This is a genomic window from Amycolatopsis sp. NPDC059021 (assembly GCF_042739895.1).
Taxonomy (GTDB): domain Bacteria; phylum Actinomycetota; class Actinomycetes; order Mycobacteriales; family Pseudonocardiaceae; genus Amycolatopsis.
The window spans coordinates 9,434-20,599 of the sequence record NZ_JBHYIQ010000142.1; the positions used below are offsets into that span (position 1 = coordinate 9,434).

Genomic DNA, 11,166 nt, shown 5'->3' on the forward strand with positions numbered 1-11,166 from the left:
GGTTCGGCCGCCCGCATCCACTCCCCCCCGCCCCCCCAACCCGGGGCCCCCGGCTGCCCCCTGTTCCCCCCCCGGCCCCGGCGCGGTTTCCCCCCCAAACCCGCGCTCCGGCGGGCTCGTCGGGAGGCTGATGGCGTCGCGGGCCTGGACCTGCGGCCGACGGGCTCGCCGCGATCGTTAGCGTGCCTAAGCGCCGCGTTTAGCCCGCTAACTGCACGTCGGGGCGGGGGTCGTAGGCTGGGACACCGTGTTGGTACTGGCGATCGATACTTCGACCCCGGCGGTCACCGCGGGCGTCGTCGCCGTGGACGCGGCGGCGGACGACGCCGAGGTGACCACTCGCGCCGAGCGGGTCACCATCGATCCGCGGGCCCACGGCGAGCTGATCACCCCGCACGCCCTGGCCGCCGCCGAGGCCGCGGGGATCACGCTCAAGGACCTCGACGCGATCGTGTGCGGCGTCGGCCCCGGCCCCTTCACCGGCCTGCGTGCCGGGATGGCCACCGCCGCCGCCCTCGCCCATGCGCTCGGCGTCCCGGCGTACCCGGTGTGCAGCCTCGACGCCATCGCCGCGGACGTCACCGGGGACAGTCCGTTCCTCGTACTCACCGACGCCCGCCGCCGCGAGGTGTACTGGGCGCGCTACGACGCCGACGGCACGCGGGCGGACGGTCCGCATGTCCAGCGCCCGGCCGAACTCGACGTCACCACGAAGGTCGCCGCAGGCGATGGCGCGGCGCTGTACGCCGACACACTCGGCGTCCAGCCCATCGGGCCCCGTTTCCCGTCGCCTGCCGGACTCGTCAAAGCCGCCCGGGAGAGCTTGCTCGCGGGGGAGCCGCCCGCCGCGCTCACGCCGCTCTATCTGCGTCGTCCCGACGCGGCCGAGCCCGCCGGTCGCAAGCGAGTGACCGCGCCATGAGGCTCGAACCGTTACGCCGCAAGGACATCGCCCGCTGCGTGGAGATCGAGAAGATCCTCTTCCCCGGTGACGATCCGTGGAGTGCCTGGGCGTTCCAGGCCGAACTCGACGCCGGGAACTTCTATCTCGCCGCCCGCCCGGACGACTCCGACGAGCTCGTCGGGTATGCCGGGCTCGCCGTCGTCGGCCGCAAGCGTGGCGAGTACGAGGCGAGCGTGCACACCATCGGTGTCGTCCCCGAGTCCCAGGGGCAGGGCATCGGCACGGCGTTGCTGCGCGCGTTGCTGGAGCGTGCCGACGAACTGGACGCGCCTGTCTTCCTCGAAGTCCGCACGGACAACGATGCGGCCATCGCGCTCTACGAGCGGCACGGTTTCGAACGGGTCGGCATCCGGAAGCGCTACTACCGGCCTTCCGGCGCCGACGCCTACACGATGATCCGCCAGGCGCGGACACGAGTGGACGAGGTGGCGGGCTGATGTCGCGCATCATCATGGGCATCGAGAGCTCTTGCGACGAGACGGGCGTCGGCCTGGTCCGGCTGCACGACGACGGCACCGTCGAGCTGCTCGCCGACGAGGTCGCCTCCAGTGTGGAACAGCACGCGCGCTTCGGCGGTGTGGTGCCCGAGGTCGCCAGCCGGGCCCACCTCGAAGCGATGGTCCCGACCGCGGAACGGGCTTTCGCCACGGCAGGTCTTTCACTGTCCGATGTGGACGCTATCGCCGTCACGGCGGGCCCTGGCCTCGCGGGCGCGCTGCTCGTCGGTGCCGCCGCGGCGAAGGCATACGCCACGGCGCTGAACGTTCCGCTCTACGGCGTGAACCACCTTGCCGGGCACATCGCCGTCGACACCCTGCAGCACGGCCCGCTTCCCGTGCCGTGCTTGGCGTTGCTGGTTTCCGGTGGGCACACGCAGCTGCTGCGGGTGGACGACATCGCCTCGAAGATCACCGAACTCGGGTCCACAGTGGACGACGCGGCGGGTGAGGCGTACGACAAGGTCGCCCGCGTGCTCGGCCTGCCCTATCCCGGTGGTCCGCCGATCGACAAGGCCGCCAAGAACGGCGACCCGCGGGCGATCGCGTTCCCGCGCGGGATGACCGGCCCGCGGGACGCCAAGTTCGACTTTTCCTTCTCCGGCCTCAAAACCGCGGTGGCGAGGTGGGTCGAGGGCGCTGAACGTCGGGGTGAGGACATCCCCGTCAACGACGTGGCGGCGTCGTTCCAGGAAGCCGTCGCCGACGTGCTCACCGCGAAGGCGATCCGGGCGGCGAAGGAGCAGGGCATCGGCACCTTGGTGATTTCCGGTGGTGTGGCGGCGAATTCGCGGCTCTCGGCGCTGGCCGCGGAACGGTGCGCCGAGGCCGGGATCGAACTGCGGGTGCCGCGGCCGAGGCTGTGCACGGACAACGGCGCCATGATCGCGGCACTCGGCGCTCATGTCCTCGCCGCCCGGCGGCCCGTGGCGGCGCTGGACTTTTCGGCCAATCCGGCGCTGCCGGTGGAGGTCGTCTCGATCTGACGCCGTCGTCGCCGCGGATTCCGCTGTCAAGGAATTCTTGGCGCGAACGGAGTTTCCGTGGCATCGCCGTCGCTATACACCGCGTGTAGAGCGATAGCAAAGGTCCCTTGCTCTCCCCAGGAGTGGCGAACGGGACCGGTGTGACACCTGTGACCGCCCGTTCTCGCCCCGCGAACCGCACGAACGGACCACTCGCCCCGGCCGTACCGACGGCACACGACCGCTCAGACCACCCGAACCACCGCGCTCAGCCGTGCGTGGGAACGACCTCGAGATCGGTGACCGTGCCGTCCGTCAGCCCGAGCAGTTCGGAGATGGCCGCCACCGCGAGTTCGGCGGCATTGCCTTCACCATAAGGATTCCCAACCTGTGCGGGCTGGAGGTCACCGCGTAGCAGGCGCGCCGCGGTGTCCGCGATCAGCGCGGTGTCGGTGCCGACGAGCCACGCGCAGCCGGCCTCGACCGCCTCCCTCCGTTCGGTCACCTCGCGCAGCACCAGCACCGGCGTGCCGAACGTGGGCGCCTCCTCCTGGATCCCGCCGGAGTCGGTGAGCACCAGTGACGCCAGCCGCAGCGCACGCACCAGATCCGGGTACTCCAGCGGTTCGGTGATCGTCACCCGTGGCAGACTGTCCAATTCGGACCGTACCTGCTCGCGGACCACTGGGTTCGGGTGCACGGGGAACAGCACCTGGACGTCGGGGTGCTCGGCGACCATCAGCCGGACGGCCGCGAGCGTGCGGGCGAGCGGCTCGCCCCAGGATTCCCGGCGGTGCGACGTCACCAGGACCAGCCGCTCGCCCGCCTCCGCGATCTCGATTTCCAGCAGTGCGAGCGCCGTGTCACGCGCCGGCAGGTCTCGCGCCGCGATGGCGAGCACGGCATCCACCACGGTGTTTCCGGTTACCGCGATCTGTTGCCGCGCAACGCCTTCCGCGCGCAGTGCGGCCGCGGCGCCGACGGTCGGTGCCAGATGCAGCGCGGCGATGCGGGCGATCATCTGGCGCGTCCCCTCTTCGGGGAACGGCGCCGCGAGGTCGTGGGTGCGCAGCCCAGCCTCGAGATGGACGACCGGGATCCCCCGCCAGAACGCGGCGAGCGCGCCCGCCAAGCCCGTCGTCGTGTCACCCTGGACGACCAGCGCGGCCGGGGCGAACCGCCGCAGCGCGTCGTCGAGGGCCGGGAGCAGGCCCGAGACGAGTTCGGCCTGGCTTCCGGTGATCCTCGGCGGCACATCGAGCCAGGCGTCGACACCGACACCGAACGGCACCAGTGCCTGCTCGACCATGCCCTCGTGCTGGCCGCTGTGCACCAGCAGCGGCCGTAGCCCGGGGTGCGCGTCCAGCGCCAGTGCCAGCGGCGCCAGTTTGACCGCTTCCGGGCGCGTCCCGGCCAGCAACATCACATCCATGATTCGATGCTCCTTCCTGCGCCTTGCGGGACACCCTCGAGTTCGAGTGTCCGGGAAAAACCCGCGTCCGGCCGGGCGGACGGCGTACGAGGGGCATACGCCGTCCGCCTGCTGGGCCGTACCGGTCAGGCCTGCGACCTGGCGAGCCGCCGGTTGCGGCGGTACGCGGCGTACACCGCGACGATCCCGAGCACCACCAGGATCACGCCGACGGTGAGCCACCACCCGATATCGGCGCCGGTGGCGGCCAGCGTGCCCACGCCGCCACCCGCCACGCCGACGCCCGCGCCTGGCATCTTGTACATTTCCGCCTCACTTCACTCCGGTCAGGCCGCGGTGGCCGAGCGCCGCTTGCGGATCATCCAGGTGCCCGCGGGGAGCGCGACGGCGCCGAGCAGGCCGAGGCCGATCCACAGGCCGGCGCCGGACGCGAGCGGCATCGGCGGCGCGGCCGGGCCGCAGGTCGCCGAGGACACGATCACGTCACCGGAGCCGAGCGCGTCGAGCCCCTCGCCGAGCAGCTTCACGTGGAGGCCGTTCACGGTGAGGCTTCCATCGGGGTTCTTGATCTGCTCGTTGAGGATGATCGTCGCTACGTTGAGCGGGCCGAGGCCGACCTTGAGCTGGGTGTTCGCGGCCGGCTTCGAGTCGACGGCGCCCGCGCGGCCCAGGTTGGCGCCGACCAGCGTGGTGCTGCCCTCGACACCCTTCTGCGTCGCGGTGCACACGGCTTCGACGGCCTTGACCCCGACAGTGCCGAGCGCCTTCTGCAGCAGCGGCAGGCCGACGTCGGCGGTGCTCGCCTTCGCCGTCACCGCGCCGGAGTTGTCATCCCGCTTCGCTTCGGTGTTGATCGCGCCGGTGGTGAGGATTCCGGTCAGATCCACTTTGGCCAGGCTGTTCTGGACGGGACCGTTGGTGTTCGCGGCGGCCAGCGGCCCCGCCTTCACCGCGTCCAGGCCGAGGAGCTTCACATCGACCTTGACGCCATACGCGGAGCCGTCGCCGGGCGCCGCGTACGCGGGGGCCGCTCCGACGAGGGCGATGCTCGCCACCACCGCGGCGAGCAGACCGCTTCGTCGCATGAGGTGCCTCTTCATCAACTGATCCTCCGATTGTCTTCCCAAGGCGCACCGCTACGCGGATGAATACCGCCTCCAGAATTCGGCACGCGGACCCTGTATCGCCGGGGCCCGCGAAAATGGCACAGAAGAAACTGGCGAATCACCGGTTCGGGTGGATTTTCTGAGCTTTTCACCAGGTCGGTGGAACGTTCACTCTCTCGGTCTAACAAGTTACCGGCGCAAGAGGCCGAAAGGCCCAGTCGACTCCCCGGTGAAGGGGATCCCGCTGGCCTCCGGTCGCCGGAATGGCTTACGCTCGGTCCGGGGTCCGTGGGTTCATCGAGAACGTCCAGTCGTCCGGCAATCATCGACAGCGAGAGGATCGTTGTGGCCGTAGCGAGCGCTCCCATGTCAAGTCCCGCAAGGTTTCCGCTGCGTATCGCGGTCCTCGTGGTGCTGGCGGCAGGGGTGGGTCTGGTACTGGCCGAGCGGCTGTACCGCGAAATCGAAGTACAGCTGGCAGGCCTGATCCTGCGGGCCATCACCTCATCGGGTGTACATGTCGTAGGCGCACGGGAGACTGTCTACTTTGGGTTGTCGAGTGATACTCCGTTCGGGTTACGAATGACTCCGGAATGCTCGTCGGTTTTTCTCTTGCTGCCGTTGTTGTTGGTGACCTCGGTCATGTTGTATTTCCGGCCGCAGAATGCAAGGCGACTGTTTTTGTCACTGTTGCTGGCGGCCGTTGTGGTGTTTCTTGTCAACCAGCTGCGCATTCTGACGATCGTCTGGCTCGTGTTCGGACTCGGCACCGACGAGGGTTACTACTGGGGGCACACACTGCTCGGCTCGATGGTCAGCGTCCTCGGTGGCGCGGTGTCGCTCGTGCTCTTCGTGTGGCTCGCGACCCGCAAGACACGGGCGAGCAAGGACGCCGCGTCATGAGCGGCGGCGGACTGAAGGTCCTGCTGGCGATCACCCAGGCGTTCGCGCTGACGATGAGCGTGGCGTTCATCGTCTACGTCGTCGTGATCGTCGTGCCCTACCTGCGGCGCAAACCGGCACCGGTGGGCGATCCCGACGACTTCGTGTGGCACTTCTTCGTGCCCTGCCGCGACGAACAGACCGTCATCCGCGAGACCGTCCGGTACCTGCGGACGACGTTCCGGCGTGCGCACGTCTGGGTCGTCGACGACGACTCCGAGGACCGCACCGCCCGCGTCGTCCGCGCGCTTTGGCGGCGTAACGGCGCCTACGACCCGTACCTGCATCTGGTGCCGCGCATGCGGCCGGAGGCGCGCACCGGGAAGGGTGACGCGCTCAACGCCGCGTATCAGGCGCTCAACGACTGGATGGGGCCGGACGCGTGCCGCGACGACGTCGTGGTCGTCGTGGTCGACGCCGACGGGCGTCCCGCCCCGAACTGCCTCGAGGTGTGCGCCGCCGGGCACCTCTTCGGCGACGAGACGATCGGCGCCGTCCAGCTCGACGTCCGGATGGGCAACGTGACTACCCGCCCGCCGGGCCGGACGTGGTTCTCCCGCGCGTTCGGGCTCAAGCTCGCGCAGTTGCAGGACCTCGAGTTCCGCACCGCGATCGCGGCGATCCAGACCTCGCGCGGCTTCACCGGCACGATCTCGATGGGCGGCAACGGCCAGTTCACCAGGCTGAGCGCGCTCGACTCGATCGCCGGCGAGGACGAGCAGCCGTGGCGCGGTTCGCTACTGGAGGACTTCGAACTCGGCGTGCACCTGCTCACCGCGGGCTGGTGTACCGGGTTCACCCCGGATTCCCATGTGGCGCAGGAAGGTCTGTACAGCCTGCGGCGCTTCCTCGTGCAGCGCACGCGCTGGGGGCAGGGCACCATGCAGTGCGCGCGGTATCTGCGGCGGATCTGGGACTCGCCGCACGTCAGCACCCTCGGCGCCGCGGAGATGATGTACTACCTGGCGCAGCCGTGGATGCAGCTGATCGGCTCGCTGCTCTACCCGATCCCGTTCGCGCTGCTGCTGATCAGCACCGCGGGCGATCCGGCGCAGGTGTGGACGTGGTTCACCGGCGGCGCCTGGATCCTCTTCGCGATCTACGGTTCGTTCGGGCTGCTGCCCTTCGTCGTCTGGGGCCCGATCTACCAGATGAAATGCTTGCGCAGCAAGAACATCCTGCGCGGCATCGGGATGGGGCTGGCCTACGCGGCCTACATCTACACCTTCTACATCACGTCGTGGCGCGCGCTGTTCCGGCTGATCCGCGGGCGCAACGGCTGGGCCAAGACGCGGCGCAACACCGAACAGGCTACCGGCGTGAAGGTCGCACTGGACAGCTGAAACCCGCGTGCGGTCCGGAGTGGACTCGGCGATGATCTGCCGGGTGAACGTAGCTGTCGAATCTCCCGCTCGCCTCGGCGAAACGACGCTGCCGGATGGCCGGGTACTCGGCTGGGCCGAGTGGGGCCCGGCCGACGGCGTGCCGGTCCTGTTCATTCCCGGCGCGGCGACCAGCCGCTCGCTCGGCTTCGGCGCCGACGTCGTCGGCGAACTCGGCGTCCGGCTGGCGTCCGTCGACAGGCCTGGGCTCGGAGTGTCCACATCGGACCCCGGACGTGGCTTTGCCGACTTTGCCCGGGACATCGGCGCGTTGTGTGCGGATCGGGGGCTCGGCGTGCCCGCGATCGTCGGGAACTCCCAGGGCGCGCCGTTCGCGTTGGCCTGCGTAGTCGAAGGCGTCGCGGGTCCCCTCGCGCTGGTGTCGGCCGCCGACGAGGTCTCGGCGCCCGAGTTCCGTGGCTTGCTGCCGGATCCGGTAGCGGCCTTGGTGCGTCAGGTCGCCGAGGACCCCGACAGTGCTGAAGCCTTCTTCGCGGGCTTCAGCGCCGACGCGATGCGAGACCACGTCCTGGCGTCAAGCCCTGACGTCGACGTCGCCGTGTACACCGCTCCGGCGTTCGACGCCGCGTACCGCTGCGCACTCGCCGAAGCGTTCCAGCAGGGGAGCGCCGGGTACGCGCGGGACACCGTCCTCGCGATGGGGCGCTGGCCGTTCGACCTCACGCGGATCACCACGGCTGTCGACGTCTGGTACGGCGAGCTGGACACCAGCCACTCGCCTGACAACGGCGTCACCCTGGCCGCGCGGATCCCCGGTGCCACCCGGCACGTCGTCCCGGACATCGGGGGCGCGCTGCTCTGGACGCACGCCCCCGAAATCCTCCGCGACCTGCTGACCCGAGTGCGTTTAGCGGGCTAAACGCAGCGCGCGAGGCTCACCAGACCGGCTGGACCTGCACGTCGTCGGCCTTGACGTAGGCGATCCGGTGCCCGAACTGGATCTGGACGTACCGGAGCTTGCCCTTGACCACGACGTGCTGGGCCGGGTCGAAGGTCGTGGCCGAGAAGTACTCGGACCCGACCGTCCCGCCCGAGGAGTACCGCTGCCCGGCCGCGAACGTGTAGGGCAGCGGCACCAGCTCCTGCGGCGGCACGTTCGACGGGTAGGCCGAGGCTTCCGGGAAGGCCCGTCCATAGACCGGCACCGACGCGATCCCGGGTTTCGGCGTGACGGCGAAGCCGAACGCGGGCTTCGCGGTGCGCGCGCCGCGCGGGTTGTGGAACCAGCCCTTCTGGCCGAGGTACCAGATCGCCGTCCAGTCGCCGCGGGTTTCGGCGACGACGTACCGCTGCCCGGTCGCCACCCTGCTCCCGACGTCGGCGACGTCCATTGTGGACGGTGAGCCGTCGGGGTGCAGTCCGGCATCGAGCAGCAGCGGCGCGGTGTCGCTCGGCTCGGTGTGCAGCACGACCGCCTCGGATCCCCTTGCCGGGCAAGGCTTTCCGGCGCCGTCACAGCCGGTGAACGCGGGCTGGTTCGTGGCGAAGTCCGGGACGATCGTGACCAGCGGCGAGCCCGGCCTGCCGAAGCCGTCCAGCGGCGCGCCGAGCAGGTCGAAGTAGTGCGACCAGTCCCAGTACGGGCCCGGGTCCCAGTGCATGCCCTTGATCGTCGCCGGGGTCGTGCCCGGAACGTTGTCGTGGCCGATGATGTGCGCGCGGTCGAGCGGGATGTCGTACTTGCGCGCCAGGTAGCCGACCAGCTTCGCCGACGCGCGGTACATCGCTTCGGTGTACCAAGTGCCCTTCGCCGCGAAGCCCTCGTGCTCGACGCCGATGGACTTCGCGTTGACGTACCAGTTGCCCGCGTGCCACGCGACGTCCTTGGTCGGCACGTGCTGGGCGATCAGGCCGTCCGCGGAGCGGATCGTGTAGTGCCAGCTGACGTAGGCCGGGTCCTGGGCCAGCTTGAGCACCGAGTCCCAGTAGCCCTCGGTGTCGTGGATGACGATGTGGTCGATCTTCTGGTCGTGGGGCCGGTCGGCGATGTCGTGGTTGCCGTAGTCGGTGCCGCCCGGCAGCTGCTGATAGGGCGCGGGGACCGACTCGCACGCGACCCGCTTCGGACACTCAGGCGCCGGCGGTGCGTCGGCGCGGAGCCCGAGCGCGCCGAGCTGGCCGCGGGCCGGGGCAAGCCCGGGAGTGGCGGCCAGGCTGATGCGCTGGCCGTCGTCGGTGGTGCGGGACGTCCCGGCGGCGATGGTGTCGAAGACCTCGTCGGCGAACGACTGCGCGGCGGCCGTGCCGTCGGCGCCGCTGTAGCGCGCGACCGCGCCGTACCAGTCCGCCGGATTGTCGCTGCGGACGCCGAGCTTGCGCTGGTAGTCGGCGAGCAGTGCGGCGCCGCCCCGGACGTTGGCTGCCGGATCGGCGCGCAGTGTCGCGGGGTCGGTGTGCGTGAGCGCCGCCGCGGTGTCGATGGTCTGCAGGCTGGGCTGCGGGCTGGCCGGGGCAGGGGCGCTGGGACGCCGGGCAGGGCGGGCGTCGTCCCCGCGTGGGTCCTCGGTGCCCTCGTCGTGATGGCTGCCGCCGGTGCCTGCCGAGCGCAGATCCGTGAGGTGCATCGGGCCGTAGCCCGCCGCGGTGCTGGGTGTTCCGTGATTGGTGTCCCAGCGGGACTCGAGGTAGGAGACGCCGAGCAGGACGTTGAGCGGCACGCCGAACTCGTTCGCGGCGGCGGCGAAGTCGTGCTCGCGTTGCTGATCGGCGGGGGCGGCCTGAGCCGGGGCTGCGGTGGCCAGCCCGGTCAGGAGTGTGGTGGCGGCAATCGCGGCGGCGGTCCGGCGCGACATACGTGACTGCATGGAGGCACTCCCCAGTGGTCGGGCACCCGATGGTCAAGACCTAACCAGACCGGCGCGCTCCGAGTAAGTCCCCGAGTGCGTAGAGGCAGGCCACCGAGTGCGTTTAGCCCGCTGAACGCACTCGGTGGCAAGGTGGAGGGCATGGTGGGGGTGACGGAATTGCTGGCCGGCCGGGACCACGTCTTCGTCGGCTTCGACGGAGTCGTCTGCACGGTGTTCGACGCCGCAGGGGCGCGGACCGCGGCGGACCGGCTGAAACCGCTGGTCGGCGCCGCCCTGCCGGACGACGTCGCGGCCACCGGCGACCCGTTCGCCGTGCTGTCCTACGCCGCGAGCTGCGGCCCGAACACCGCGGACGCCGTCCACCGGCAACTGGCCCGGCTGGAACTCGAGGCGCTGGTCGTCGCCGGTCCCGTGCCCGGCTCCGTCGAGCTGATCGGCGAACTCGCCTGGCGCGGATTCACCGTCACCGCGGTGGGCAACCAGTCGGTGGACGCGGTGCGAAGCCACCTCTCGCTGCACGACCTGCAGTACGACGTCAAACGGATCAGCGCCCGCGCGTCCGGCGATCCGGCGCTGCTCCTGCCCGGCACCGCGCTGGTCGACGCCGCCGTGCGCGGGGTCGGCGCGTCACCGGGCCAGTGCGTGCTGATCGGCGGCACACCTCCCGAACTCCAAGCCGCGCGGGCCGCCGGCATCGCCACCATCGCGCTCGCCTCCGCCGAGCCCCTCACCGCACCACCGGACATCGTCGTGACCGACCTCGCCGAGCTGCGTTTAGCGGGCTAAACGCGCTTCGGTCCCATGGTGAGGGTGGCCCTGACCTTGCCGCACAGTGCGCACCTTTGAGGCTCAGGACGTCACGATCGTTCTCCGGTAAGACTTGCACGGGGTGATCACCGAGCCGCTGGACAAGATCCGCATCGGCCGGTTGCGCCCCGAGTCGATCACCGTGCGCCTGCTCGTCCCGGCCCCAAGGCAGCCGTGGTCACTGCCGTGCACGGTCGAGGAGCGCGCCGACAGTCCCGCGTTCCGCAAGCGCGCCGAGGAGAT

The 11,166-nt window shown here is 70.3% G+C and carries 11 protein-coding genes; 7 read left to right on the plus strand and 4 right to left on the minus strand.

What is annotated here, in order from left to right; genetic code table 11:
- Window positions 1-247: 247 nt before the first annotated feature.
- The 3 genes from tsaB to tsaD are packed head-to-tail and all read left to right on the plus strand — an operon-like array spanning window position 248 to window position 2,447.
- Window positions 248-922, plus strand: coding sequence for a tRNA (adenosine(37)-N6)-threonylcarbamoyltransferase complex dimerization subunit type 1 TsaB (gene tsaB, locus ACFWX1_RS44370; RefSeq protein ID WP_378395938.1), 675 nt, complete (start codon window positions 248-250; stop codon window positions 920-922).
- Window positions 919-1,401, plus strand: coding sequence for a ribosomal protein S18-alanine N-acetyltransferase (rimI, locus tag ACFWX1_RS44375; RefSeq protein ID WP_378395939.1), 483 nt, complete (start codon window positions 919-921; stop codon window positions 1,399-1,401). Before tsaB ends, rimI begins: the two co-directional genes overlap by 4 nt.
- Window positions 1,401-2,447: a tRNA (adenosine(37)-N6)-threonylcarbamoyltransferase complex transferase subunit TsaD gene (gene tsaD, locus ACFWX1_RS44380; protein WP_378395940.1), complete on the plus strand. Its 1,047-nt coding sequence runs from the start codon at window positions 1,401-1,403 to the stop codon at window positions 2,445-2,447. Before rimI ends, tsaD begins: the two co-directional genes overlap by 1 nt.
- Window positions 2,448-2,694: 247 nt before the next feature.
- On the opposite strand, the gene wecB is transcribed toward tsaD, so the two are convergent.
- The 3 genes from wecB to ACFWX1_RS44395 form a co-directional block, all read right to left on the minus strand.
- A complete protein-coding gene (gene wecB, locus ACFWX1_RS44385; protein WP_378395941.1) occupies window positions 2,695-3,858 on the minus strand; it encodes a non-hydrolyzing UDP-N-acetylglucosamine 2-epimerase in 1,164 nt (387 codons plus the stop codon).
- Window positions 3,859-3,983: 125 nt separating this feature from the next.
- A complete protein-coding gene (locus ACFWX1_RS44390; RefSeq protein WP_378395942.1) occupies window positions 3,984-4,163 on the minus strand; it encodes an LPXTG cell wall anchor domain-containing protein in 180 nt (59 codons plus the stop codon).
- Between the two features lie 21 nt (window positions 4,164-4,184).
- Entirely contained in the window at window positions 4,185-4,943 is a 759-nt protein-coding gene (locus ACFWX1_RS44395) for a choice-of-anchor P family protein (protein WP_378395943.1), read from the minus strand.
- A gap of 387 nt (window positions 4,944-5,330) precedes the next feature.
- On the opposite strand from ACFWX1_RS44395, the gene xrtP reads away from it, so the two are divergent.
- Genes xrtP through ACFWX1_RS44410 form a run of 3 tightly spaced genes read left to right on the plus strand, consistent with a single transcriptional unit; the run spans window position 5,331 to window position 8,168 of the window.
- On the plus strand, window positions 5,331-5,867 hold the full coding sequence (gene xrtP, locus ACFWX1_RS44400) for an exosortase P (RefSeq protein WP_378395944.1): 537 nt from the start codon (window positions 5,331-5,333) through the stop codon (window positions 5,865-5,867).
- Window positions 5,864-7,249, plus strand: coding sequence for a glycosyltransferase (locus ACFWX1_RS44405; RefSeq protein ID WP_378395945.1), 1,386 nt, complete (start codon window positions 5,864-5,866; stop codon window positions 7,247-7,249). The genes xrtP and ACFWX1_RS44405 overlap by 4 nt, the downstream gene beginning before the upstream one ends.
- A gap of 43 nt (window positions 7,250-7,292) precedes the next feature.
- Window positions 7,293-8,168, plus strand: a complete 876-nt coding sequence (locus ACFWX1_RS44410) for an alpha/beta fold hydrolase (RefSeq protein WP_378395946.1) — start codon at window positions 7,293-7,295, stop codon at window positions 8,166-8,168.
- A 16-nt stretch (window positions 8,169-8,184) separates the two neighbouring features.
- Here the strand turns inward: ACFWX1_RS44410 and ACFWX1_RS44415 are convergent, their stop codons facing one another.
- Window positions 8,185-10,113: an N-acetylmuramoyl-L-alanine amidase gene (locus ACFWX1_RS44415; protein WP_378395947.1), complete on the minus strand. Its 1,929-nt coding sequence runs from the start codon at window positions 10,111-10,113 to the stop codon at window positions 8,185-8,187.
- Window positions 10,114-10,254: 141 nt separating this feature from the next.
- On the opposite strand from ACFWX1_RS44415, the gene ACFWX1_RS44420 reads away from it, so the two are divergent.
- A complete protein-coding gene (locus ACFWX1_RS44420; protein WP_378395948.1) occupies window positions 10,255-10,902 on the plus strand; it encodes an HAD family hydrolase in 648 nt (215 codons plus the stop codon).
- Window positions 10,903-11,166 lie beyond the last annotated feature (264 nt).